Consider the following 23,541-nt stretch of genomic DNA (forward strand, 5'->3'; position numbering starts at 1 on the left):
AGCCCGACTCGCCGGCTCTACTCTCGGCAAGCGCCCATCGCAGCTTGCTGTCGTCATCACTCTGGAATCCGGCTGCGATCTTGACTCGATCGAGCACATGTCCCGGCTTTAGGAAAGGTCGGGACGGATCGCGCTCCATCGCCCTCCAGTAGCCGCGCCCGACAAAAGAGCGTTCAGGGCTTGCGAGATCGTATCAGCCCGCCTCTCGCCGGACGCGCCGTCGCAACGATCCTGGCTTCCGATGGCTCCGTTCTTATGCAGCCAGATCACAGGTCTCGGCTACAGCTCAAGCGTCGACCGAGAGCCGTCCCGTTCGGAAGAGGTTTCGCTCTGGCGATCATGGCCAAGCTCCAGAGGCGCACTGGCGCTGTCGAGAAACTCAACCGTGGTGAACCACAAATCGGAATCTCCGACGTTTTCGAGATCGTGGATCTTGTATTCGCCCTTTCCGTAGACGAAGTGACGCGTTTCGCCTGCAGAATAAATGGCTTCGACGATCGTCCCATCCTCGGCGTGCGATTGCGCCCGCCCCGGCGTCACGGCAGTCCAAAAGTAATCCAGCACGTGGCGATGGAATCCAATGCGCTCGCCTGGAGCAAGCCGGATTTCCCAGACGCGCACGCGGTCCGTTTCCGACAACAGCCGAGTGCCGACCCGTCCATTGAACTGATTGGCGTCGAACTCCTTGCGAATGGAGTCGGGCCAAGCGGCCCGGCCCTGTTCGGCCACATTAGCGTTCATTCGGGTTTCTCCTTGAGTTGGGTTCTCCGAGAAGCATCATTCGACCGCCAGGCCGGTCTGCGCGCGAACATGTTGCGCGCCGAACGATGCGCGGACCGAGGCAGCCGCCGCACTGCGATCCAGCACCGATACCGCCCAGGACACGGCGAAGGCCAGCGGAACCGAGACGAGGGCCGGATTGTCGTAAGGAAACGGCGCGGGCCCGAGCTTAAAGGTGGCGGTCCATACGCCCGGGCTGAGAGCGACCAGCCCGACGGATGCCAACAAGCCGGCGAGCGATCCGCTCACTGCTCCCCGCGTCGTGAGGTCGGGCCAGACGATCGAGAGCAGTATGACCGGGAAGTTCGCGCTCGCAGCGATCGCGAACACCAGTCCGACCATGAATGCGATGTTCTGGTTCTCGAACAGGACGCCCAGGCCCATCGAAAGCACGCTGATCGCGACCGCAGCGGCCTTCGAGACAAGGACCTCCTCCTGTTCGCTCGCACGACCTCTGCGGATCACGCGCGCGTAAAGATCGTGACTGGCCGCCGAAGCGCCCGCGAGCGTCAGCCCCGACACGACGGCGAGAATGGTCGCGAATGCCACCGCGGAGATGAACCCGAGCAGCAGCGACCCGCCGACGGCATCCGCCAGATGCAGGGCCACCATGTTGACGCCCCCGAGCAGCCCGCCCGACTCATCCCGAAACTGGGGATTCGCCGAAACGATCGCGATGGCGCCGAAGCCGAGCACGAACAGCAGACTGTAGAAGATGGAGATGAATCCCGTCGCAACCAGCACCGACGTGCGAGCCTCGCGGCCGTCGCTGACGGTGAAGAAGCGCATGAGGATGTGCGGCAGCCCGGCCGTGCCGAAGATCAGGGCCAATCCGAGAGAGATCGCCGACACCGGATCCTTGACGAGACCGCCGGGCGCCATGATCGCGTCGGCCTTCGGATGCAAGGCGACGGCTTCCCGGAAGAGAGCCTCCAGACTGAAGCCGAAATGTCCGAGAATCAGAACCGACATCAATACCGAGCCCGACATCAAAAGCACGGCCTTGATGATCTGCACCCATGTCGTCGCCAGCATGCCTCCGACAGTCACGTAGACCATCATCAGTACGCCCACGATGCCGACCGCGTAGATGTAAGGAAGTCCGAACAAGAGCTGGATGAGCTTTCCAGCCCCGACCAACTGCGCGATCAGATAGAAGACCACGATAACCAGGGTGTTGACGCCGGCAACCGCCCTCACCGGCACCTCAGACAGCCGATACGCCGCGACGTCGGCGAACGTATAGCGGCCGAGGTTGCGCAGCGGCTCAGCAATCAGGAACAGGATCATCGGGAAGCCGACGAGAAAGCCGATCGCGTAGATCATGCCGTCGTAGCCCGACGTGTAGACCAGCGCCGTGACACCCAGGAACGTCGCGGCCGAGGTGTAATCGCCGGCGATTGCGAGCCCGTTCTGGACGCCCTTGAGACCGGCGCCGGCGGCATAGAAATCCTTTGCCGTGTTCGTGCCCCGTCTCGCCGCCCATAATGTGATGGCGAGACTGACCGCGACGAAACCGAGGAACATGACAATCGCCGTCGCGTTCAGCGATTGCCGAGCGCCGACCGCGGAAGTCAGCGCGTCCGCCGCCGCAGGATCGGAAGCAAGTGCGACTGCGGTTGCGGTAAAGGCTGCGTAGCCCGAGCGCGCAATCATCGAAAATCCTCCAACAGGAGCTGACTGAGCCGATCGAAACGGGAATTCGCCCGCCGGACATAGAGGGCCGTGAGCAGGAATCCGAAGCCGATCAAACCGACGCCGATCAGCACGCCCCAGGTCATCACGGTGCCGTTCCACAGCGGATGCCCGAGTAAGCGGGGCCAGAATGCGACGGTCAGGATGTAGGCGAAGTACGCGACCGCCATGACGATCGACATACCGACGCCGAGGCGCGTGCGCTCGCTCGCGAGCTGTCTGAAAGCGGGATTGTTCTGAATGGCTTGCAGGTCCATTGGTTGGTCCCCTCCTCCTTTTTGAATTCGGTCACGCAGCGATTCCCGTCGTGACGGCGGTCTCCGCCATCACCGCCTCGGGGCTGCGGTGGCGTTCCGCCATCGCCCGTTCTTCGGCAGTGGCAATCTGCGCCTGCATGTAGGCGCCGAGATCGCGGGCGCGGCGCACGACCGCGGCTCCGAACGGAAGCCGGGTCGACTCGAATTTCGCGAGCGCGGCGGCCAGATCGCGCGGATGGGCCCGCAATACGTCGACCAGAGCGGCCGCATCTCCCGCAGCTTTCGTCACTCCCATTCCGACATGCGGTCTGGCTACGAAAGCGGCGTCGCCCAGGATCACCGTTCGGGGACCGAGGACCATTCGCGACGTCTCGAGATCCAGGATGGCCTGTATGAACGGCTGATGCGTGAGGCGGACGACCTCGGCGAACTGCGGCGCAAGCAGTCGCTCCGCGTCCCGACGCATCGCGGCGATCACGTCGGGGCGTATCCGGATCGGCGGAATCGACAGGTCGTGCCGGACGCCGTCGATATCAGTCAGGAGATCGGCCAACCCATGGCCGGAGTCGGCCGGACGGTACCAAACGAAATTGAAGCGCCGTTCGCCGACATCCATCTCTTCGTTGACGCCGGCAACGGGATAGCCGAGCATCTGCTCCCCGGGAGGAAGGCTGAAGGCAAACCAGTCGCACAACTCCGCACGGGTCCGCCGGGATAGCTTTCGTTCCTCGACGAGACCGCGCCACGCGACGTAGCCGGCGTATCTGGGACGGACATCCGCAGCCAGCTGCGCCCTGACGCACGAAAAAATGCCGTCCGCGCCGATCAGCAGATCTCCCGAAGCCTGGGAGCCGTCGGAGAAGCGCGCCACCACGCGGTCGTCGATCTCCGCGATGTCCACAAGGTTCTTGCCGTGATGGTAGTTCTCCGCCGGAAAGGCTGCCCTCAGAAGCCCATAGAGGTGCCCCCACGAGGTGAGGACTTGACGCAACTTGAGCTCGCCCTCGACGTGGCCGCGGCCATCGAGCACGCGCCGCCCCGGGACGGCGACCCCGACTGCGGCCGCTTCCGTGTCGATGCCAGCTCTCCCCAATACCTCGAACAACTCGCGATGAGTGACGATTCCCGCGCCTCGGCCTGCCAGTTCGGCGCCGATACGTTCGTACACGTCGACCTTCCAACCTTCCCTGCGCAGCAGCAATGCCGCGAACAGTCCGGCCATGGATCCGCCGATCACCAGTGCCTTTGGCCGCGTTTTGCCCGTCCAGCCATCGTTCGTCATGAGCAGCCTCCCTTGCGGTGCGGTCGGACGGGAGTTGTCGGGCCGCTATTTATCGTTTGATTAATTATCCAGGCGGCATTGACTTGAGTCAATGACTATTTATCGATCGATAAACAAAAAGTGACGAACCGGCTGGCGGGATCGGACAGGACGGGAAATCGGTGTATGAAGTTGCAGAACCGCACTCAAGCCCACGAATCAGGTGTGAAGAAGCCGAACAGAGCGCGTCCGAGAACGCCTATCCGAGAGCAGCAGAGGCTGGACCCGTCCGAGCGGGAGGCCATTATCACGCGAGAAGCGGTCTCGTTCTTCGCCGAGCACGGATTCGAAGGACAGACCCGCGAACTCGCGAGGCGCCTGCGTATCACCCAGCCCCTGCTCTATCGCTATTTTCCGAGCAAGGAAGCCCTCATCGAGCGGGTCTATCAGGAGGTTTTCGTCGAGCGCTGGAAGCCGTCGTGGGAGAAAATCATCACCGATCGTTCGGTCCCCCTTAAGACCAGGCTGATCCAGTTCTATCGCGAGTACGCCGAGGTCATTCTCACCTATGAGTGGATCCGCCTGTTCATGTTCGCGGGCCTGAAGGACCTAGGATTGAACGCCCGCTATCTCAGAATGCTGCGCGAACGCGCGTTCGAAAAGGTGATCGAGGAGATCAGGCTCGAATACGGACGGCCCTCCACCCGCGAACTCCCGGTTACCGTTCTCGAAATCGAGATGGTGTGGGGGCTTCATGCGGCGATCTTCTATCTCGGAGTACGCCAGTTCATCTATTCGATGCCGCTCGAAACGGACGTCAATTCGATCATTGATGCGAAGGTGGCGACGTTCCTCGGCGGCGTCCGCTCCGTTCTGCCGGCGAAGGAAAAGGGCTAGAGCATTTTCGGTTCTGATTGAATCAGAACCGAAGCTCTAGATTCTTGTTTTGACGCGTTTTCTTCACGCGAACCGGTGTCCACTTCGCTCGAAAACGCTCTAGCCGATCACGGCCCTATCGCTCTTTTTATGCGCGCCGACGTAATGGGAAGATCGTGGAACCGGACGCCTGTCGCATCCCTGATTGCGTTGGCAAGGGCTGCTCCCGTCGGCCCTTGCGCAGCCTCGGCGACGCCATAGAAGGCGTCGCCCGGCCGATCCACCAGATGGACTTCGACCGACTCGGGGACGCGATCGAACCGCATAATCGGATAGGCCGACCAGTCCACCGACGTGACGCGGGTGCGGTCGAACGTCACCCGCTCGAACAGCGTCCAGCTCATCGCCTGCAGGATGCCGCCCTCGATTTGATTGCGGACGCCATCCGGGTTCACGATCTGCCCCGTGTCCACCGCCGCCACGATGCGACGGACACGAATGACACCGTTTAGCCGGGAAAGCTCGATCTCGACGGCCACCGCGCACCAGGCCTCAAGATTCTTGTAGCGCGCAAAGCCGAACCCGAACCCGGTGCCTTCCGAGGACTTAGCCCGTGCGGTCCACCCAAAACGCGAGGCCGCTTTCTCGATGACATCGCGCGCGCGTGGATCTTCAATGTGCCGAAGCCGAAACGCCACGGGATCCTGACGTGAACGAACCGCCAATTCGTCGAGGACGCTTTCGATCGAGAGGACGTTTAGATAACCACCCAAGGAGCGCATCGAAGAGCCGCGCAAGGGCATGTCGGGCAGGAAGTGGCTGATCACCTTGCAGTTCGCGATCGCGTAGAGCGGGATTGCGTTCCTGTCACCGCCACCTTCGGGCTGCGCAAGGGCTACGGGTGGCGCGGGCGGGAAAGCGTCCGACTTCAGTCGGGCCGCGATCAGCGTGCCCGGCGGCCCGGGTCGCATCATGTGCGACTGGCTCCACACTTCGTGGTGCCAATCAGCAATTGCGCCGTCCGCGCCGACCGTCGCCTTCAGCTTGACCACCATGCGGGGCCCGAACGGATCCCACGCGTGCTCCTGTTCACGCATCAGTTGGACCCTGACCGGCCGACCGGGTGCTGCCAGAGCCAGCATCGCCGCGTCGGCCGCGACGTCGTCGGCACCGTTGTGGCCATAGCAGCCGGCGCCCTCCGCATGGATGCAGCGCACGTTCTCGGTAGGCATCCGCAGCATGCCGGCGATCGCGTTGCGAAGGAAAAACACGCCCTGGGTATGGGTCCAAATCGTGAGCTTTCCGTCCTCGAACTGCGCAAGCGCGCAGGACGGCCCGATCGATCCATGCGTAAGATAAGGTCTGCTGAAGGTCCCCTCGACCAGGATTCCCGGCCCGCCGGGATTTCCCGTGTCGTGAATCGTGGTGTCGCGCGAAGGCAATTTCATCAGCGCGGCCGGCAAATCCGCCTCGTCCGGCAGCTCCTGCCGTTCGATCCAATTCGTCGTGGCCGCGAGAGTTCGCATTCCCTGCACTGCGGTCCACTCGCGGTCCGCGATGACGCCGAGGAAATTGCCGTCCCGCACGACCTTGACGATGCCGCTCATTCGCTCGACCCGCGCGACATCGCAGTCCCGCAACGTGGCGCCGTAACTCGGCGGGCGAACAACGCGACCGTGCAGCATCCCTTCGGGACGCAGATCCTGGACGTAGGCTGCTCCACCCGTCACTTTGGCCGGAATATCGACCCTTGGCACGGGTCGGTCCATCACGGTGAAGTCTGCCGGCGAGGTCAAGCGCGAGGTCGGCTTAGCGTCGACCGACAGCAGTTGATCGCTCACCAATTCGCCGTAACCAACCCGCACGCCGTCAGCACCAAACACCTCGCCGTCGCGTACCTGCAGCGAGCTGGCGGCTACGCCGAGTCTGCGGGCCGCTTCGTCCCGGAGCAGTTCGCGCGCTTGCGCCGCCGCATTCCGTATCGCGGTGCCGGAGTCCTGCATCGAGTGGCTGGCGGCCGTGTAGCCTTCATCGGGTGTCCGAGCGGTGTCAGCCGTGACCAGCGAAAGCCGATCGAGCGGTAACTTGAGCTCCTCTGCCGCGACCTGAAGAAGCGCGGTCTTGATGCCCTGTCCGAGTTCGGCCTTTCCGGTGAGGATCGTCGCGGCGCCCGACGCGTTGATGCGAATCCAGGCGTCAATTCTCGGGTTCTCGTCGAGGCTTCCCGGCAGACCGTGCTTCGAGGGTCCTCCACCCGTACCGGTTTCGGTCTGTGCATACGCGCCGGAAATCCGGAAGGCGACGATGAGCGCACCGGCGCCGGCCAAGACGCTGCGCCGAGAGACAGCATGCGTCATCGTCCCGTCCTCGCGTCGGCCGTCTTCGGCCGCATCTCTTCTGCGGCGCGCCGGATCGCACCCAAGATTCGCATGTGCGTGCCGCATCGACAAAGATGAGGCTGCAGCTCGGCTCTGATCGTCGCATCGGTGGCGTGCGGATCGCGATTCAGCAACGCCTGAGCACGCATCATCATGCCGGGAATACAGTAGCCGCATTGCGCGGCCTGCTCGGCGATGAAGGCACGCTGCATCGGGCCAGGCGCGTCCCGGCTCCCGATTCCTTCCAGCGTGGTGACCGTCCGTCCCTCCAACACCATCACCGGCGTTACACAGGAGAAGACGGCCTTGCCATCGACGATGACCGTGCAGGCGCCGCATTGCCCGAGCCCGCAACCGTATTTCGCGCCGTTCAGACCGAGTTCGTCCCTGAGAACGTAGAGCAGCGGAGTGTCAGGGCTCGCCTCGATGGATCGGCGCTCGCCGTTGACGATCAAAGTTGTCATGTTGCTTTACCGAGCCTCCTTGAGTCCTCGTTCGGTCCGGCTCATGGGCCGCCTCTTGTTTCCGCGACCGCTTTCACCAGCGCGTCCCACGGCCGCTTTCCGGCAAACCGGGTACGCAAATAGTTGGCAAGATCGGAGATCTGCCGGTCGTCAAGGACGTCGCCGAAGCCGGGCATGATAGGACGTGCAGAAGCGCCGGCAGCCGCGGGTATTCCCCGCAGCACCAGATTGAGCAGGTTGGTGGGCACCTCGTCCGTAACCGCAGTGGAGAGATCGAGTCTCGAGCCGCCTAGAGGCAAGGGGCGGTCGGCATCGTGGCACGACGCGCAGACGGCGGCATAGATCGCACCGCCCGGCTCCGATGGGATGGGGGGTGTTGCCGCCTGAGCCCCGGCGGCCTGCGGCAAGCGTCCCGGACCAGAAGGAGCCTTCTCCACATCATTCCGCCCCTCGCCTTTGCCGAGAGAGGCAAGATAATGGGCCATTGCCTCTACGTCTGCGGGGTCGACCTGGGAGAGGTTGTTGGCCACATTCGCCATCGGCCCCTGAGCGGTCCCATGCAGAGGGTGCCAGCCACGCGCGAGATAGTCCGCGAGGGCGGCTTCGTCCCACGCGACCGGCGATCGCGAGCTTCGACCGAGCGCATATGCGCGCCAACCTTCGGCTTCGCCTCCTGCGAAACCGGCCGATGTCTTTTCCGCGCCGAGGAGATTTCGAGGGGAATGACAGGCGCCGCAGTGGCCGAGTCCGTCGACCAGATACTTTCCCCTGTTCCACCTCTCATCCTTCGATGGGTCCGCGACGAAACGCGCCCGACGAAGGAAGAGAAGCTTCCAGCCGGCCAGCGTCAGACGAACGTTGAGAGGAAACGGAAGCTCGTTGGGCGGCGCCGATGATTTGACCGGATCGATCGACATGAAGAAGGCGTACAACGCCTTCGCGTCGTCGTCCGATACGCGCGTGAAATGGTCGTACGGAAAAGCCGGGTAGAGGTGGCGACCTTCACGATCCACGCCGGACCGCAAAGCACGAATGAAGGCCTGCTCCGACCAGCGCCCGATGCCCGTCTCCGGATCGGGTGTGATATTGGTGGAGTAGATCGTTCCGAAGGGCGTCGGCATCGCAAGCCCTCCGGCGTATGGGAGTCCGCCGGGTGCGGTATGACATGTGGCACAGTCTCCAAGGAGAGCAAGACTGGCTCCACGGCGCACCGCTGCACGATCCGGCGCGCCTAGCGACCGCGCGTCGACGGGCGGAATTGGCGATTCCAAAGCACAAAAAAGTGACGCCGCCCCGCCGATCACTCCAATGGCAAGCAGTGCAAGCAGAACGGACCTGAGATTCATCGCCCTCCCCTCCGAGATGCGATCGCGATATCAGGCCGGTACTCGCGCCATCTTTTCAGTTTCATGCGGGACTTGCACAATGTCCCGATCGCGGCTCGACGAGCCAATCCAAAGCGTGCGCACGGAATCCAATACGCTCGCGCGTCCGCAGCGTAAGGATCGAACGAACACTCTTCCGCCTGAAAAGCGAGCGCGCGGACAGGGCGGCTATCGCCAAGACCATTGCGGCCACGTACCGACTCAGCCATCGGCACATAGGAGCCATCCATCTTTGACGATCCCTTGTTATTTATCGGTTGATAATTAACTGCCGATCGTGATCGAGGTCAAGTGTCAGCCGCCCGGAACCGAGACTGCGTGCCGACGAAACGAGGATTTGCCGCCATGTCGACGTCAACGATTGCGACGGACCAACAGGTCCCCGAACTCACCCGCGCGCGCACGTTCGCCATGGCGGTTTGTGCCGGGATCGCGGTCGCAAACATCTACTACAACCAGCCTCTGCTCGGCCTGATCGAGGCGAACTACCCGAATTCCTCGACAATCGGTCTCATACCCACAGCCACACAATTCGGTTACGCGGTTGGTCTCCTCTTGCTGGTTCCCTTGGGTGACCTTGTCGAGAGACGGCGTCTCATCGCCGTACAATTCGTCGTCCTTGCGGCGGCTCTCGCATTCGCCGCCGTCGCGCCGTCCTCGCTCGCGTTGATCGCGGCGTCGCTCGTGCTGGGCGTGGCGGCCACCGTGGCCCAACAGATCGTTCCCTTCGCTGCGACGCTTGCTGATGACCGCACAAGGGGCGCCGCGGTCGGAACGGTGGTGAGCGGAATCCTCGGCGGCATTCTCCTCAGCCGCACGATAGCCGGGTTCGTCGGATCGCATTTTGGATGGCGCGAGATGTTCTGGCTCGGCGTCCCGTTGGCGCTCGGCGCCGCCGCACTGGTCCGTTTGATCCTGCCGCGTCACCATGCGACGCAAAGCATCGGATACCCTGCCGCGCTGCGTTCGCTCATTCACCTGCTCGTCGAGGAACCGGCGCTTCGACTGGCGGCGGCAACGCAAGCGATGCTCTTCGCCTCATTCATCGCCTTCTGGACCGTGCTGTCCCTGCACCTTCAGGAACCCGCCTTCGGACTCGGACCGGAAATCGCCGGCCTGTTCGGCGTCATCGGCGCGTCGGGTATCCTCGCTGCGCCTCTCGCAGGTCGGGTGGCCGACAAGCGGGGCCCTCATTTGGTCGTTGCGATCGCGGCGGCCGTATCACTTTCCTCCTGGGTTGTCTTCGCCGGCTGGGACGTCATCGCGGGATTGATCGTAGGGGTCATCTTGCTCGACGTGGGCGTGAACGCGGCGCTCGTTTCAAATCAGCACCTGATCTTCGCGCTCCGTCCGGAAGCACGGAGCAGGCTGAACACCGTGTTCATGACGGCAATGTTCATCGGCGGTTCGCTCGGATCACTCGGGGCAAGTTGGGCATACGCGCATCTGTCCTGGCTCGGCGTCTGCGGCTACGGGGCAGCGCTTGCGACAGCGGGGCTGCTCCTGCAGCTACCGACGCTTTCGTTCCGACCCGGCAAGGCATCGCGTCACTGACGTGACGGACCCATTCGAAGCTGCAAATCGGGAGTGGCGGATGAGTTGGCATGCCGATCATGACTTCACGGTTACGCTCAGCGGCGGGTCGATTGCCGGGCTTTGCAACGCCATTGCGCTTCGAAGGCTCGGCGCGACCATAAGGGTTCATGAACGCGTGCCCGGCCCGATGATGGCCCGAGGAGCCGGGATCGTTGTCCAACGCGAACTGACCCGATTTTTCGCGGAAAATGGCGTACGCCCACTCCCCTTCACGTCCTGCCGCGGGAGGCGATATCTCGATCACAACGGCGGAGACGGCGTCCTGCAGGAGATGCCGCAGGAATTCACCTCCTGGGAAGCCATCCACGCAGCGCTGCGGGCCGCCGTTCCGGATGAATGCTATCGCGCGGGCTCCGAGGTGATGACCGTGATCCAGACCGGCTCCAAGGTCTCGGCGACCCTCGGCGACGGCACCGTGGTCGAAAGCGATCTGTTCGTAGCCGCCGACGGTTCGGGCTCCGCAACGAGGCGAGCAATGCTTCCCGACGTCGAGGCGGGATATGCCGGCTACGTTGCCTGGAGGGGCACGCTGGATGAACGCGACGTGCCTCCCGATCTTCTGTCCTTCTTCGACGACCGCTTCACCTTCTCCGAGGCCCGCAGCGGCGGCCACATGCTAGCGTATTTCATCCCTGGAAGAGACGGCGCCGTCACGGCCGGATCGCGGCGCCTCAACTGGGTTTGGTATGTGCATGTCACCCTCGCCGACCTCGCGAACGTGCTGACCGACAGGAACGGCGTACGGCATCGATCCTCGCTTCCGCGAGGTACGACGCCGCAGAGCACCGTTGCCGCGCTGAAGGCGCGTGCCTTGCGCGAGCTTCATCCGAAGATGGCCGCACTAATCTCGGAAACGCGCGATCCTTTCCTCCAGACGATCCTCGACGTGACGGTGCCGAAGACTCTGTTCGGTCGAATCCTGCTGGCCGGCGATGCAGCGTTCGTCGTGCGGCCCCATACCGCAGGAGGGACCGCCAAGGCAGCCTACGAGGCCTCGGTTCTCGCACGCGCTCTGAAGTCGGCGCGCGCGAACGTCGACGTCGCGCTCCAATCCACCGAGCGGCTGCAGCTCGAATACGGGAGCGCTCTCTACCAATACGGTCTTGCGCTGGGAAATCGCTGGTCGCGCGAAAGAAGCACCGACTAGCCCGATCGACCAGGATCCGAAACTCGAAGGAATGTGAAATATGGCGGATCTCTTTCATCCGACGACCCTGGGCGATCTCGATCTCGCCAACAGGATAGTCATGGCCCCGATGACGCGCTCGCGCGCCGACGAGCGGGGCGTCATCAATCCCTCGGCGTCGAAATACTACGCCGCGCGCGCGAGCGCCGGCCTCATCATTACCGAAGGCGTCAACGTGGGACCGATGTCCCTCGCGTTCGACCGGACGCCCGGTCTGTGGACCGACGAACAGACCGAGGGATGGAAAGCGGTTGTCGGTCGTATCCACAAAGAAGGGGGGCGCGTTGTCGCGCAGCTCTGGCACGCCGGACGCGCGAGTGCGCGTGGCCTGCTGTCCGACAAGCAACCGCCGTCTCCGTCGGGCGTGAACGACGATCTGGATCGGCTGCAGGTGTGGGCGCTCCTCGCCAACGGCGCATATGTGCGGATCACCGCTACGCCGTCGCGCGCGATAACTCTCGGAGAGATTCAAGGCGTCGTGAACGAATTCAGGCTCGCAGCCGACAACGCTGTTCGCGCAGGATTCGACGGCGTCGAGATCCACGGCGCCAACGGCTATCTCATCCACCAGTTTTTGTCCCCCACCATCAATCTGCGGACCGACGACTACGGCGGGAGCGTCGAAGGACGATCCAGATTACTTCAGGAAATCGTGTCGGCGATTTCCGATGTCATGCCGCGTTCGCGGATAGGACTGCGGCTATCGCCCTTCGCCGATTACAACAGCACGCGGGACCCGAAACCGGAGGATACCTATGGGCCACTTGCGCGATGGCTGGGGACTGCCGGGCTTGCATACCTGCACCTTGCCGACACCAACGCCTGGACCGGAGCGCCCGACTACGAAAAGATGCTTCCGATATTCCGCGCGCACTATCGCGGCCCGCTCATCGTCAACGCGGGCATCACCCCCGAACGCGCCGCCCGGATCGTCAACTCCGGCGAGGCCGATGCAGTTGCTTTCGGTCGCCTCTTTCTCGCCAATCCGGACCTTCCGGCGCGGATTCGAGCCGGCGGCCCCTACAACTCACCGCAACCATTCGGGATATATGGCGGTTCGGATTCCGGATATCTCGACTATCCGAGCCTCAAGCCGGCTCCGAAAGAAGCCGCCACGGGAGACTAGTTGAGCCCAGAATCGCGCGCATCGACTTGGCGCCCGAAGCGTTCGACAAGGAAATCGATGAAGAGCCTGACCTTGACCGACAAGTGTCGCGTCGGCGGATAGATCGCATAGAGCGTAAGCGGCGGCGCCCAGAAGTCTTTCAGGATCACCTTCAACCAACCCTTCTTCAGCGCCTCACCGGCGATGAACTCGGGTATCAACGCCACGCCCCTACCCTTGACGGCGACGTCGCGCAGCACCTCGGCGTTGTTTACGCACAGGGACCAGGCGGGTTGGATCCAGTGCTCTCCGTCGGCACCAGTCAGCTTCCACTGATTGCCGGTGAGCAGGAAGCCGTACGTCAGGGAGACGTGATCGCGAAGGTCCCGCGGATGCGACGGCATGCCGTGCTTCTCGAGATAGTCCGGCGACGCGCAGACCACCCTCGGCACAGGCGTGACCTTCCGCGCGATCAGGCTGGAGGATTCGAGCTCGGCGATGCGAAGGGTCACATCGAAACCGTCCTGGACGGGATCGACCAGGTCGTCGCTCAGCACGAGCTGGAGCTGCATGTCCGGATATTTGAGCATGAAATCGGCGAGCGCTGGACCGAGCTTTATGGTGCCGAAGGACATCGGGGCATTGATGCGCAGAAGTCCCCGTGGAGCCGATTGCAAATGCGTGACGGCCTGGTCGGCGGCATCGATCTCGGAAAGGATGACGAGCGCGCGTTCGAAATAGAGCTGACCGTTCTCGTTCGGGCTCGCATGCCGCGTGGTGCGATTGAGGAGCTGTACGCCGAGGCCTTCCTCCAGATCGCCGACGTACTTGGAGATCGCCGATCTGGACAGGCGCAGCTGGCGGCCCGCCTCCGAGAAACTGCCGGTTTCCACCACCTTCACGAAGGCCTTTAGGCTGGCCACTTTGTCCATCGTTCAACCCTGATTGTCGCCAATTCGTAGACAGTAGCGTCATGAAAGCATGGATTGTTCTCAGATCAAAGCCATTCGATATCTCGGTCGAGAGCCCAGGCGGCTCTTTCGAACCGGAGGGCAGGATGTCAGGCATCCATCACATCACCGCCATCGCAGGCGATCCGCAGAAGAACTTTGGGTTCTACACCCGGGATCTCGGCCTGCGCTTGGTCAAGAAGACCGTCAATTTCGACGATCCGGCCACCTACCACTTCTACTACGGCGACGAGACTGGCCGGCCCGGCTCGATCCTCACCTTCTTCCCTTGGGAAGGAGCTCCCGCGGGCCGCCGAGGTGTCGGCGAAACCCATCAGACGACTTTCCGCGTGCCCCAGCGCTCGCTGAGCTATTGGACGGAGCGCTTCCTCGAGAAGGGCATCAAGTTCGAGGCGATCGAGAAGCGCTTCGGTGCGTCCATGCTCGCGTTCTCCGATCCGGACGGCATGGCGCTGGCACTCGTCGGCGTGAGCGGCGCCGAGGACGAAGCTGCATGGAGCAACGGCGAGGTGCCGGCGGAGCATGCGATCCGCGGCTTCCAGGGCGTCACGCTCCTGCTCGACGATCGGACCAAGACCGCAAAGATCCTGACCGACGTTTTCGGCTTCCGCGAGACCGCACGGGAGGGATGCGGGACGCGCTTCCAAGCGCCCGGCGACCTGCGTGGAAATGTAGTCGATATCTATGAAGCGAAGGGTTTTCTGCGCGGTAGCCAGGGCCGCGGCTCCGTGCACCACATCGCGTTCCGCGCGAAGGACGATGCCGAACAGGACGCCATGGCCCAGAAGCTCGTCAGCAATCATGGGCTTCATCCCACCGAGCAGAAAGACCGCATGTATTTCCGCTCGATCTACTTCCGGGAGCCGGGCGGCGTCCTGTTCGAGATCGCGACGGACAGTCCGGGATTCGCGGTCGACGAGCCCGTAGCGACGCTCGGCCGAGATCTGAAACTGCCGAGCGTCCTCGAACCGCACCGCCACGAGATCGAGGACGTCCTGCCCAAACTTCAACGAGCGGTGTCATGACTGCGAACTCTCCGCTCACCCGCCGTCGTCGCGCCGATCCGTCTCCGCGGCGTCACTTCGGCTCGGCGGCCGCCAGGAACACGGCTGGCAAAGCGACCAGCGGAGGCAGGACGAAACACCAGGTACCAAGCTTCGCGTAGAGGCATGCGCCGGCTGCGCACCCCAGCGCGAAGGCGGTTACGCTCGCCGCCATCTTGCCGAGACGCGGCTTGGCCACGGTCAACACCGAGGCCGGCGCGCCCCGTAGCACGTCGGCGACGTCGATCATGATCTGGGTGGTCGTGCCTGTCATTAAGGTGCTCGGAGGCTCCGTACCCATGTGGATGCGATGCGCCGCGTTCTGAATGGCCATCGCGGCGACCAGGATCATGCCCGTGCAGATCGCCTGCCAGCTATCGCCTTGGACGAACGGTCCGAAGCTGACCGCACAAGCGGCGCCCGCCGCCAGAAGCAGCATCTTGATGGTGAGCATCGAGCGAAAGATCGGCAAGCCGATCGCGGGCAGAAGGAAGCTGAAGACCCGAGTGCCGATAACGACCAGGCAGAAGACTGGCAGCGCCAGAAGCTTCGCAAGGCCGCCGGACGTCCCGAGCACCATGGCCGCTCCGAAGGTGACGAAGTTGCCAGTGACGTGCGCGGTGAACAATCCCTGCAGCGCGAGAAATCCAGCGGTATCGACGAAACCGGCATTCAGGCTCATCAAAAGCGGAAGCAGGAGTATATTTCGTGGCATCTTACCAACCGTACTGGAGTTGCACGCCGAGATAGTTGCTGGTGTGTCCACCGGCGCGGAGGATCGTGTCGCCGACGTCGAAATGCACCGCTTCGATGGCGCCTGTGAGGTGGTCGTTGAAGGCGTAGTCGACGCGGAGCTGACCATACGCTCCCGTCCAATTGCTTCCCTTGCCGGCGGTCCCCGCTATCGGCACATTGGGCTGGACGTAGATGGCGTCGGCCGTCGTCTCGCGCCACTGCAAGCCGATGGCGCCCATCACTTTGAGCCGGCTCGTCGGACTGACGGTGATGGAGGGTTTGAGGTGCACCAGGTTCACGTACCCCGTATAGCCGGCGAGCGTGAAGTAGTAGCCATTCGGAAAGAGCGGATTGAACGTACCCACCGTTCCGTCTCCGGGGCGATGGTCTCCGGAGGCGGCGTCGAACTGGATTCCGAGCCGAGGCTGCCATGGCGCGCTTGCGAACGTGTATCCCGTTCGTGCGCCCACGGCCCAGGCGCGAATGTCCGAGGTGCCCACCTGGCCTACCTGCCCCATCGCCTCGAGGTCCCAATCGATGTGCTGCGCGTTGCCCGCGAAGCGGACATCGAAGACGTGCCGGTGCTCCTCCCCGAAAGCATCCAGATATTTGGCGTTGCTCCGTTCGTAGAGCGAATAGTAGCCGGAGAGCTCCTTGTCGCCGAGAACCTTGCGTTCGACCCTCAGCGTGCTGAATCGGAAGCTGTCGTTCGACGTGTCGTCGAAGGGACGGACATCGAAGTATTGGATGGGACGGCTGACGAAGCCGATGAACCGCCAAGCCCCAGTCTCCCAATCGGCCCAGAGCGCGTCGAAGGACTGCCGGACGTTGGGCCCGTCCCGCGACGATACGAAACGCTGCAGGTCGAAGGCGAAGTCCTGCCGCCCGACGCGGGCCTTCAGGGTTCCGCCCGAGAACGTGTCGACATATTCCAGGAAGGCAAGGCGAAGGTCGAGTCTGTCCTGATCGACCGGCGAAATAATCAGCTTGTCGAAGGCGCGATCGTCCTCCAACTCAACGAACGCGCGCCAGTTTTCGTTGAAATGAACGTCGGCATGGACCTGCAGTCGTTGCAGGAGGTAGGCGTCCGACGGCGTGTTGCCGGTGCCGAAGCCTGCCGCGTTGTTGCTCTCGAAACGCTCGCGCAACGTGACACCCAACGAGATGTAACTCTTCGGATCGGTGGCCCAAAGCGGAATGTATTTGAGGTCGTCGAACGGTTCGGTGCGCAGTCTTGGATCGGCGAGAACCGACCAATCCTCTGCCCAGCGGTTCGCCTGGATCGCGGGCCGCTTCGGAAGCGTGGCGTCCCCGTCATCCGCACGCGCGCGGTCGACACCGGCGACGAAGGTCGCAAGCGCAAGGATGATCCAGAAGTTGCGCAGATCGGCCCAAGGCAACATCGGCGGACGTCAACTCACTTGCGATTCGCGCGCGATGCGCTCTTCGGCCCGAGCGAGTGCATTTCGGCGACGTAGCCGCCGGGAAACATGACGAACGCCGTGGAGCGGCCGTCCGACGTATAGGGTTCGACGAGTACCGTCGCGCCTGCGTCCTTTGCCTTGCCGAGCGTGGCAGCGAGGTCGGGCACTTCATAACCCGTCGTCTCCCGTCCGTAGGGATAGGGCACATGACCATCGGTGACCAGCACGACCATCTTCCCGAACGCGGACTCGATGCGGATGCGCCTGTAGGTCGCATCCGATCTTCCGATCTCGACGCCCGGCGCCTTCGCATCATCAGAGACGATCTTGCCGCGGGAGAACGCCAGGAAGCTCCGCGTGAAGGCGCTTGCCCTGTCGGGCGAGACGTACACGCGATTCTCCGGAATCCGCTCGAAGGCGGGGTAGTCGGGCTTCGTCGTGTGCCAGTAGAGCTGCAGGTTGACGCCGCCCGGCCACTGGATCACGGCATCGCGCCCGATGGGGTCCGGAAAGGTCGACACGATCACATCGGCGCCAGCGGCGCGCGCCGCCTTGATCGCCTCGTCCAGGTCGGTGACCAGATAGCCGTTGCGCTCGGCACCGAACGGATATGGGATCGGCGTCTTGAAGCCGAACAGCGAGACTGTGCCCACAGGCGTCTGCAGCAATTGCGACGTGGTGCTGCTCGGCGTGGGCGTGACCGTCGCCACCACCTGCTTGGTACTCTTGCCGCCAAAGGTCGCGAGGAAGCTCGTCACGAACTTGTCCACGTCCTCGGGCGCCACGTACACGTGGGTCGTGTCGTATTGGGGGGCGACGGCAATCGCCGCCTCTTTGGACTTCGTTGCATCCTTTGCGACGACCGGCGTCGTCGCCGCGACGGCAAGCGCCAGCAGAGCGAATATCCTTGTCGATTTCATTGAGAGACTCCTTAGGTAGCTTAAGATCGCGCAGCGCGGCTGGAGTAGAAGCGGGCCCGGTCGGAAGCCATCGATACGACGACGAGACCCGCGATCAACCCGAGATGTTCGAAGAAGGCGTTGGTGGCCATGAATCTCTCATGGCCCCCCATCGTCCAGAACGCGTTGGCGGTGAGCATCGCGACGAACGTCAGAACACCGAGCCCGCCTGTGCCGAGCCACACGAAACGATTCACGACGACGAGCAGAGAACCGCCGAGTTCGATCACGATGGCGGCCGCCGCCCACAGCAAGCCCGGATGCAGGCCGAAGTGTTCCTGCTCCGCCACCGCGCCCGCGAAGTCGAGCAGTTTGGTCATGCCGCCGAGCAGGTAGGCCGAGACCAGCGCCAGCCTGGCCGCATGCCACAGCAACGGCCAGCGCAGGATCGCGGAAACCCAGTTCGGCGAATCTCCGGACGCCATGTCAGACGGCCCAGCATGCGCACCCGAGGGCGCCCCAGAAGCTCCTCAAGTCGGAAACCGGAAGACGGCTCGACCAGGCTGCGGCGTGATCGTGTCCGTGCACGCCGCAGGAGTTGGCGCAGCCGCACATCTGCATGGCCTTCATGGCGAGGCTGCTTTCCTTCGCCTTTGTCTTGTCGTCCGCCCAGGCGGCATAGCCGCCGAAGCGTCGGACGGGCGACCAGTCCGGCATCGCGGGTGGCGGCGAGACGCTCTCAAGCTTGGAGAAGTCGCCCGCTCCGAACACGATCCTCCCGCCGACCATGGTCAGCAGCGACGTCGTATCCGCGATCTCGGCCTCGCTGCAGGAGAAATAGTCGCGGTCCGGCACGATCAGGTCGGCGAGTTGGCCCACCTGAATGCGGCCCTTGTTGCCCTCCTCGTTCGAGAACCACGTCACGTTTTCGGTCCACATCCGCAGCGCCGTCTCGCGATCGAGGCAATTGCGCTGCGGTGTGATCCGCAATCCGCCGACGGTGCGGCCAGTGACCAGCCAGGACAGCGAGACCCAGGGGTTATAGGAAGCCACGCGCGTCGCGTCGGTACCGGCCGAGACCTTGACGCCCTTGTCGATGATCTTCTTGACCGGCGGCGTGGCTTCGGCGGCTCCCGCCCCGTATCTTTCGACGAAGTATTCGCCCTGATAGGCCATCCGGTGCTGCACGGCGATGCCGCCTCCGAGCGCCGCGATGCGGTCGATCGACTGGTCCGAGATCGTCTCGGCATGATCGAAGAACCAGTGCAGCCCATCCAGAGGCAAGTCCTGGTTCACCCGCTCGAACACGTCCAGCGCCCGCGAGATCGTCTCGTCGTAGGTCGCATGGAGCCGCCACGGCCATTTGTTCTGCACCAGGACACGAACGACCTCCTCGAGCTCCCCCTCCATCTCCGGGGGCATGTCTGGACGCGCGACCCTGAAATCCTCGAAATCGGCCGCCGAGAACACCAGCATTTCGCCGGCGCCGTTGTGCCGGAAGTAGTCGTCGCCCTGCTTGTATTTCGAGGACTTCGTCCAGGTGAGGAAATCCTCCTTCTCGCCCTTCGGCTTCTGCGTGAAGAGATTGTAGGCGAGCCGGATCGTCAGGAAACCTTCCTGGCCCAGCTTCTGGATGACCGCGTAGTCCTCCGGATAGTTCTGGAATCCACCGCCGGCATCGATGGCCCCGGTGACACCCAGCCGGTTCAATTCCCGCATGAAGTGACGGGTCGAGTTGACCTGGTAGTCGAAGGGCAGCTTGGGGCCCTTGGCGAGCGTCGCGTAGAGGATGTTGGCGTTCGGCTTGGCCAGCAGCAGTCCCGTGGGATTGCCCTTCGCGTCGCGCGTAATCTCGCCGCCCGGCGGTTCAGGCGTATCTTTCGTATAACCGACGGCCCGCAGCGCGGCTCCGTTGAGGATGGCCCGGTCGTAGAGATGCAGCAGGAAGACCGGCGTGTCGGGGGCGACAGCATTGAGCTCGTCGATCGTCGGAAGCCGCTTCTCCGCGAACTGATGTTCGGTGAATCCCCCGACCACCCTCACCCATTGCGGCGGCGGCGTGACGCCGACCTGCCGCTTCAACATGCCCATCGCATCCGCGAGCGAACGCACGCCGTCCCATCGAAGCTCCATGTTGAAGTTCAGACCGCCGCGGATGATATGGAGGTGGTTGTCGATCAGACCAGGCAGCACGCGATGCCCCTTGAGATCGACCACCTTCGTGGCGGGACCTGCGAGCTTCATCACCTCATGATCGCGTCCGACGGCGACGAACCGGCCATCCGCGATGGCGACGGCTGAAGCCGTCGGATTCGAGCGGTCGAGCGTCGTGAACAGACCGCGATGCAGGATGACGTCCGGTGCCGTGCTCATGAATGTTTCTCCGGATCTTCTAGCGAAGCGGCGCTCTTCGATTGATCGCTTTGACGTCCGGGCAGCATCCCGAACATGTGCGGAGCGCACTTGGCCTGTTGCCACGCGGATGCGAGCCCGTGTCCGGACATCAGTTGCCGGGCGACGGGAACGATCTGTTCACCGGCCAGGATGCCGAGAAGACCGACCAGGGCCACCAGCGGCGGGGCCGGCGAACGCACGTTGAGGAGGCTGTAGACGACGCCGACCAAAAGGCCGGCGCCGAGTGACAGGAGATAGATCTTCATCGCACCACTCTCGATGGGACGGGGCCGACGTCAGGCTACCTTCGTGCCGCCCTCGGACGCGTGCTCTCCGAGCGCCCACTTTGAGAACCGTATCTGAATTCCGTACGGCGAATGTGCACGCTGGATGTCCATCATGCCTTCGTAAGTCTCGCTGCGCGCCCAGTCCTGCTGGAGTTCGTAGGCGTACTGCGAAGAGGTGGTGGGAACCGCGCCTGCTTGGATCGCACGTTCCATGGCTCGGTTGTGTGCTTCGAGCGAGAGATCGCCGCACGCGTCCGCGGGAATGTAGACCTCGTATCCTTCCTTCAGCATGTCCAGCGTCGGGAAGAGCACACACGCTTCAGTCCAAAGGCCCGCCAACACGAATTTCTTGCGACCGGTGGCGGCCACAGCCTTTCGGAAATTGGCATCGAGCCACGAATTCATGGACGTTCGATCGATGATGTCGTGGTCTGGGAACAGCGAGGTCACCTCCGGAATGAAGGGGCCGGAGAAGGAGTCTCTAGCGACGGTCGAAATAACGGTCGGAATCTTGAAGAGCTTGGCAGCCTTTGCAAGAATCTGGACGTTGTTGATCGTGACCAACCGGTCATGCGACTGAACGCCTTGAAACATTGCCGGCTGGTAGTCGATCAGTGCGATGGCGCTATTTTCCGGGGTGAGCATTTCGAGCTTCGACATCGAGAAGGTCTCCTTGTGATCGACGTGACCGATCAAACGAAAGCGGATGGGTGCAAGCGGCCGCATGTGAACCTTGAACGCCGCCCGGCGCTTGGACGATTTCGTCGCGGCTTGGACTCCGGCCCGATGATCTGCTCACGAGCGACAATCGCCGCACACGCGTCCAGCAGCCTCTCGTCCGAGATCGCCAGCATGTCCAAAGGACGCGCAGATAGTCCAAGCCAAAGGGTTCTCCATCCGCGACCTTTGCGTGCAGGAGGACCGAGGGCGATCTGAAGACGACGTAGCAGCCCTCATCGCCTCGTCACGGGAGTGATCGATGGCATTGCTGAAATTGCGAGGTGATACCCAGCTTTTACTGCAAGGACCGGGGTTGAAGACCTATTCGGACGCTCCTCACGCAACGACGACGAGGCAGCCGACCCGGTCAATGAGGACCTCCTCGCATTGCTGAAAGCTTAGTCGGAGAAACCAGATGCCGCCGAATCCACTTCATCTGCTCGAACCAAAGGACTGCGCCCTGCTCCTGGTCGACCAACAGGCCGGCCTGGCGTTCGGAGTTGGTTCGATCGACCGGCAGGTCCTCATGAACAATGTCATCGCGCTGGCAAAGACCGCGACAGTGTTCGGCCTGCCGGTCGTCGCTTCGACCTCCGCGACGAAGGTGTACAGCGGGCCGCTGATGCCGGCCATTAAGTCATCACTGCCCGGCATCGAGCCGATCGACCGGCGCAGCATGAACGTGTGGGAAGACGACAAGGCACGCGAAGCCGTGCTTGCCACCGGTCGAAACCGTTTGATCGTCTCGGGCCTGCTCACCGAGGCATGCGTGAGCTTCGCCGTGTTGTCGGCATTGTCGGCCGGCTTAGAGGTCTACGTCGTCGGCGACGCCTGCGGAGGGCTCACGACGGCGAGCCACGACCTGGCACTCGGCCGAATGGAGGCCGCCGGCGCCCGCCTCACGTCGTGGATCCAAGTACTTCTGGAGATGCAGCGTGACTGGACGCGGCACGAAACCTACGACGGCGCTCGCGCCATCGTCGAATCCCATGCGGGTGGATACGGGATCGGCCTGGCCTACGCCCGCGACATGATCCATCCCGCTTGAGACGCAAGCGCGCCAGGATTTAGTTAGCCCTCGGTCCGGGCCCGCCGCCAGGCTCCGGGGCTTGCGCCCACGCTGCGGGAGAACACCCTGGTGAAGTAGCTTTGGTCTCCGAAGCCGCAGATGAGCGCGATGTCGGCGAGCGGAAGCTTCGTGCTCAGCATGAGACGTTTGGCCTCATCGATCCGGAGTTGTAAGAGGAATTCGTGCGGAGCGACACCCGTGCTGCGCCGGAACGATCTTGCGAAGTGGCTGGGCGTCAATTTGCATTCCGCGGCGACGTCGGCGATCGTCAGGCTGGTAGCAAGTCGCGTCCGCATGATCTCCTTAGCGCGGCGCTCCTGCCACGGCGCAAGACCTCCGCCGACCGCACTATCCCGCGGGCGCATGCCACCATAGGTCTGCGCAAAATGAGCGAGCAGGCTCAAACCGATCTGATCCAGGAAGAGCTGATTGGTCTCCGAATCCTGCTCGACCGCGCTGAGTAGCACGCTGGACAAGGTCGAGAGGTAGGGATCGCGCTGATCTCTGCTCCATTTGAGCGTCGCGATCGGCTTGGCTCCATGCTCTTGGGCGAATTCGTCAAGGGCGCGCCGCGGAACGTAGTATTGGACGGCGTCGAACGGCCCCCTGAATTCGCATTGGGGATTGTCCATCAGATTGATGACGCTGACGGTGCCGGCGCCGAAGGCCCCTGAATACCTAGCCTTACCGGCGAGCCAGCAGGAATGCCTTTCGAGGTCGCCGAGCTGGTGCAGGATGCTGAAGGCTGGTTCGGAAGGGATGGCCGCCGTTCGTTCCCGAACGAAGTGGGAGCAGGTCAGTCGGGTCATCGCGAGCGTCAACTGTCCCTCGCGGTGGACGCGTAGCAGGCAGTCGCCTTCCATACCGAGGTGCTGACTCAGGCGACGACCATAGAAGCCGCCAGACCTGCTATCAGACTCTTCCTTCATTGGAACGTCCAAAGCCATCCGCCACCGAACACGCTATCGAGAAGGACGAACCACATTCCAGTGCGCGTCCGTCGAACAAAATTCTCA

Annotated in this window: 22 protein-coding genes; 6 read left to right on the forward strand and 16 right to left on the reverse strand. The window is 63.1% G+C overall.

Annotated elements, in window-relative coordinates:
- Positions 1 to 279 precede the first annotated feature (279 nt).
- From ACZIRK_RS06475 to ACZIRK_RS06490, 4 genes are read right to left on the reverse strand one after another with little or no spacing between them, the layout of a single operon-like run.
- Positions 280 to 729: a cupin domain-containing protein gene (locus tag ACZIRK_RS06475; protein WP_463327082.1), complete on the reverse strand. Its 450-nt coding sequence runs from the start codon at positions 727 to 729 to the stop codon at positions 280 to 282.
- Between the two features lie 48 nt (positions 730 to 777).
- Entirely contained in the window at positions 778 to 2,436 is a 1,659-nt protein-coding gene (gene actP, locus ACZIRK_RS06480; RefSeq protein ID WP_130227660.1) for a cation/acetate symporter ActP, read from the reverse strand.
- Positions 2,433 to 2,732, reverse strand: coding sequence for a DUF485 domain-containing protein (locus ACZIRK_RS06485; RefSeq protein ID WP_130227659.1), 300 nt, complete (start codon positions 2,730 to 2,732; stop codon positions 2,433 to 2,435). The genes actP and ACZIRK_RS06485 overlap by 4 nt, the downstream gene beginning before the upstream one ends.
- A gap of 31 nt (positions 2,733 to 2,763) precedes the next feature.
- Positions 2,764 to 4,014, reverse strand: a complete 1,251-nt coding sequence (locus tag ACZIRK_RS06490; protein WP_130227658.1) for an FAD binding domain-containing protein — start codon at positions 4,012 to 4,014, stop codon at positions 2,764 to 2,766.
- Positions 4,015 to 4,179: 165 nt separating this feature from the next.
- On the opposite strand from ACZIRK_RS06490, the gene ACZIRK_RS06495 reads away from it, so the two are divergent.
- Entirely contained in the window at positions 4,180 to 4,890 is a 711-nt protein-coding gene (locus ACZIRK_RS06495) for a TetR/AcrR family transcriptional regulator (protein WP_245474856.1), read from the forward strand.
- A 107-nt stretch (positions 4,891 to 4,997) separates the two neighbouring features.
- Here ACZIRK_RS06495 and ACZIRK_RS06500 read toward each other — a convergent pair whose 3' ends face one another.
- From ACZIRK_RS06500 to ACZIRK_RS06510, 3 genes are read right to left on the reverse strand one after another with little or no spacing between them, the layout of a single operon-like run.
- Complete coding sequence (locus tag ACZIRK_RS06500) at positions 4,998 to 7,226, reverse strand: xanthine dehydrogenase family protein molybdopterin-binding subunit (RefSeq protein WP_130227657.1); 2,229 nt, start codon at positions 7,224 to 7,226, stop codon at positions 4,998 to 5,000.
- A complete protein-coding gene (locus ACZIRK_RS06505; protein ID WP_130227656.1) occupies positions 7,223 to 7,711 on the reverse strand; it encodes a (2Fe-2S)-binding protein in 489 nt (162 codons plus the stop codon). The genes ACZIRK_RS06500 and ACZIRK_RS06505 overlap by 4 nt, the downstream gene beginning before the upstream one ends.
- A 41-nt stretch (positions 7,712 to 7,752) precedes the next feature.
- Positions 7,753 to 9,057 (reverse strand): c-type cytochrome, encoded by a 1,305-nt coding sequence (locus ACZIRK_RS06510; RefSeq protein WP_463327083.1) that lies wholly within the window; start codon positions 9,055 to 9,057, stop codon positions 7,753 to 7,755.
- A 384-nt stretch (positions 9,058 to 9,441) separates the two neighbouring features.
- On the opposite strand from ACZIRK_RS06510, the gene ACZIRK_RS06515 reads away from it, so the two are divergent.
- From ACZIRK_RS06515 to ACZIRK_RS06525, 3 genes are read left to right on the forward strand one after another with little or no spacing between them, the layout of a single operon-like run.
- Positions 9,442 to 10,650, forward strand: a complete 1,209-nt coding sequence (locus ACZIRK_RS06515; RefSeq protein ID WP_130227654.1) for an MFS transporter — start codon at positions 9,442 to 9,444, stop codon at positions 10,648 to 10,650.
- A gap of 40 nt (positions 10,651 to 10,690) precedes the next feature.
- Positions 10,691 to 11,839 carry an FAD binding domain-containing protein gene (locus tag ACZIRK_RS06520; protein ID WP_130227653.1) on the forward strand — a complete coding sequence of 383 codons (1,149 nt, stop codon included), beginning with the start codon at positions 10,691 to 10,693 and terminating at the stop codon, positions 11,837 to 11,839.
- Between the two features lie 40 nt (positions 11,840 to 11,879).
- Positions 11,880 to 13,004, forward strand: a complete 1,125-nt coding sequence (locus ACZIRK_RS06525; protein WP_130227652.1) for an alkene reductase — start codon at positions 11,880 to 11,882, stop codon at positions 13,002 to 13,004.
- On the opposite strand, the gene ACZIRK_RS06530 is transcribed toward ACZIRK_RS06525, so the two are convergent.
- Positions 13,001 to 13,915, reverse strand: coding sequence for a LysR family transcriptional regulator (locus ACZIRK_RS06530; protein ID WP_165435349.1), 915 nt, complete (start codon positions 13,913 to 13,915; stop codon positions 13,001 to 13,003). The genes ACZIRK_RS06525 and ACZIRK_RS06530 overlap by 4 nt on opposite strands.
- A gap of 125 nt (positions 13,916 to 14,040) precedes the next feature.
- Between ACZIRK_RS06530 and ACZIRK_RS06535 the strand changes: the two genes are divergently transcribed.
- Positions 14,041 to 14,979, forward strand: coding sequence for a ring-cleaving dioxygenase (locus ACZIRK_RS06535; protein ID WP_130227651.1), 939 nt, complete (start codon positions 14,041 to 14,043; stop codon positions 14,977 to 14,979).
- 52 nt (positions 14,980 to 15,031) lie between these two features.
- On the opposite strand, the gene ACZIRK_RS06540 is transcribed toward ACZIRK_RS06535, so the two are convergent.
- From ACZIRK_RS06540 to ACZIRK_RS06570, 7 genes are read right to left on the reverse strand one after another with little or no spacing between them, the layout of a single operon-like run.
- Positions 15,032 to 15,712, reverse strand: a complete 681-nt coding sequence (locus ACZIRK_RS06540; RefSeq protein ID WP_130227650.1) for a YoaK family protein — start codon at positions 15,710 to 15,712, stop codon at positions 15,032 to 15,034.
- Position 15,713: 1 nt separating this feature from the next.
- Positions 15,714 to 17,135, reverse strand: a complete 1,422-nt coding sequence (locus ACZIRK_RS06545) for an alginate export family protein (protein ID WP_130227649.1) — start codon at positions 17,133 to 17,135, stop codon at positions 15,714 to 15,716.
- Between the two features lie 14 nt (positions 17,136 to 17,149).
- Positions 17,150 to 18,076: a VOC family protein gene (locus ACZIRK_RS06550; RefSeq protein ID WP_130227648.1), complete on the reverse strand. Its 927-nt coding sequence runs from the start codon at positions 18,074 to 18,076 to the stop codon at positions 17,150 to 17,152.
- 20 nt (positions 18,077 to 18,096) lie between these two features.
- The gene (locus ACZIRK_RS06555; protein ID WP_463327084.1) at positions 18,097 to 18,540 is read right to left on the reverse strand and encodes a DoxX family protein; all 444 of its coding nucleotides are present in this window, start codon (positions 18,538 to 18,540) and stop codon (positions 18,097 to 18,099) included.
- Between the two features lies 1 nt (position 18,541).
- Positions 18,542 to 20,428: an amidohydrolase gene (locus tag ACZIRK_RS06560; protein ID WP_463327085.1), complete on the reverse strand. Its 1,887-nt coding sequence runs from the start codon at positions 20,426 to 20,428 to the stop codon at positions 18,542 to 18,544.
- Positions 20,425 to 20,715: a XapX domain-containing protein gene (locus ACZIRK_RS06565; RefSeq protein ID WP_130227646.1), complete on the reverse strand. Its 291-nt coding sequence runs from the start codon at positions 20,713 to 20,715 to the stop codon at positions 20,425 to 20,427. Before ACZIRK_RS06565 ends, ACZIRK_RS06560 begins: the two co-directional genes overlap by 4 nt.
- 30 nt (positions 20,716 to 20,745) lie before the next feature.
- Positions 20,746 to 21,396 (reverse strand): hydrolase, encoded by a 651-nt coding sequence (locus ACZIRK_RS06570; protein WP_130227645.1) that lies wholly within the window; start codon positions 21,394 to 21,396, stop codon positions 20,746 to 20,748.
- Positions 21,397 to 21,871: 475 nt separating this feature from the next.
- Between ACZIRK_RS06570 and ACZIRK_RS06575 the strand changes: the two genes are divergently transcribed.
- A complete protein-coding gene (locus ACZIRK_RS06575; RefSeq protein ID WP_130227644.1) occupies positions 21,872 to 22,504 on the forward strand; it encodes a hydrolase in 633 nt (210 codons plus the stop codon).
- A 23-nt stretch (positions 22,505 to 22,527) separates the two neighbouring features.
- Here ACZIRK_RS06575 and ACZIRK_RS06580 read toward each other — a convergent pair whose 3' ends face one another.
- Positions 22,528 to 23,454, reverse strand: coding sequence for a helix-turn-helix domain-containing protein (locus ACZIRK_RS06580; RefSeq protein WP_130227643.1), 927 nt, complete (start codon positions 23,452 to 23,454; stop codon positions 22,528 to 22,530).
- Positions 23,455 to 23,541 lie beyond the last annotated feature (87 nt).

This window comes from Bradyrhizobium sp. Leo114, assembly GCF_055229415.2.

Coding starts and splice junctions, on each gene's coding strand:
- actP (WP_130227660.1), bottom strand. CDS start 2,436: ATGATTGCGCGCTCGGGCTACGCAGCCTTTACCGCAACCGCAGTCGCA.
- ACZIRK_RS06485 (WP_130227659.1), bottom strand. CDS start 2,732: ATGGACCTGCAAGCCATTCAGAACAATCCCGCTTTCAGACAGCTCGCG.
- ACZIRK_RS06490 (WP_130227658.1), bottom strand. CDS start 4,014: ATGACGAACGATGGCTGGACGGGCAAAACGCGGCCAAAGGCACTGGTG.
- ACZIRK_RS06495 (WP_245474856.1), top strand. CDS start 4,180: ATGAAGTTGCAGAACCGCACTCAAGCCCACGAATCAGGTGTGAAGAAG.
- ACZIRK_RS06500 (WP_130227657.1), bottom strand. CDS start 7,226: ATGACGCATGCTGTCTCTCGGCGCAGCGTCTTGGCCGGCGCCGGTGCG.
- ACZIRK_RS06505 (WP_130227656.1), bottom strand. CDS start 7,711: ATGACAACTTTGATCGTCAACGGCGAGCGCCGATCCATCGAGGCGAGC.
- ACZIRK_RS06510 (WP_463327083.1), bottom strand. CDS start 9,057: ATGAATCTCAGGTCCGTTCTGCTTGCACTGCTTGCCATTGGAGTGATC.
- ACZIRK_RS06515 (WP_130227654.1), top strand. CDS start 9,442: ATGTCGACGTCAACGATTGCGACGGACCAACAGGTCCCCGAACTCACC.
- ACZIRK_RS06520 (WP_130227653.1), top strand. CDS start 10,691: ATGAGTTGGCATGCCGATCATGACTTCACGGTTACGCTCAGCGGCGGG.
- ACZIRK_RS06525 (WP_130227652.1), top strand. CDS start 11,880: ATGGCGGATCTCTTTCATCCGACGACCCTGGGCGATCTCGATCTCGCC.
- ACZIRK_RS06530 (WP_165435349.1), bottom strand. CDS start 13,915: ATGGACAAAGTGGCCAGCCTAAAGGCCTTCGTGAAGGTGGTGGAAACC.
- ACZIRK_RS06535 (WP_130227651.1), top strand. CDS start 14,041: ATGTCAGGCATCCATCACATCACCGCCATCGCAGGCGATCCGCAGAAG.
- ACZIRK_RS06540 (WP_130227650.1), bottom strand. CDS start 15,712: ATGCCACGAAATATACTCCTGCTTCCGCTTTTGATGAGCCTGAATGCC.
- ACZIRK_RS06545 (WP_130227649.1), bottom strand. CDS start 17,135: ATGTTGCCTTGGGCCGATCTGCGCAACTTCTGGATCATCCTTGCGCTT.
- ACZIRK_RS06550 (WP_130227648.1), bottom strand. CDS start 18,076: ATGAAATCGACAAGGATATTCGCTCTGCTGGCGCTTGCCGTCGCGGCG.
- ACZIRK_RS06555 (WP_463327084.1), bottom strand. CDS start 18,540: ATGGCGTCCGGAGATTCGCCGAACTGGGTTTCCGCGATCCTGCGCTGG.
- ACZIRK_RS06560 (WP_463327085.1), bottom strand. CDS start 20,428: ATGAGCACGGCACCGGACGTCATCCTGCATCGCGGTCTGTTCACGACG.
- ACZIRK_RS06565 (WP_130227646.1), bottom strand. CDS start 20,715: ATGAAGATCTATCTCCTGTCACTCGGCGCCGGCCTTTTGGTCGGCGTC.
- ACZIRK_RS06570 (WP_130227645.1), bottom strand. CDS start 21,396: ATGTCGAAGCTCGAAATGCTCACCCCGGAAAATAGCGCCATCGCACTG.
- ACZIRK_RS06575 (WP_130227644.1), top strand. CDS start 21,872: ATGCCGCCGAATCCACTTCATCTGCTCGAACCAAAGGACTGCGCCCTG.
- ACZIRK_RS06580 (WP_130227643.1), bottom strand. CDS start 23,454: ATGAAGGAAGAGTCTGATAGCAGGTCTGGCGGCTTCTATGGTCGTCGC.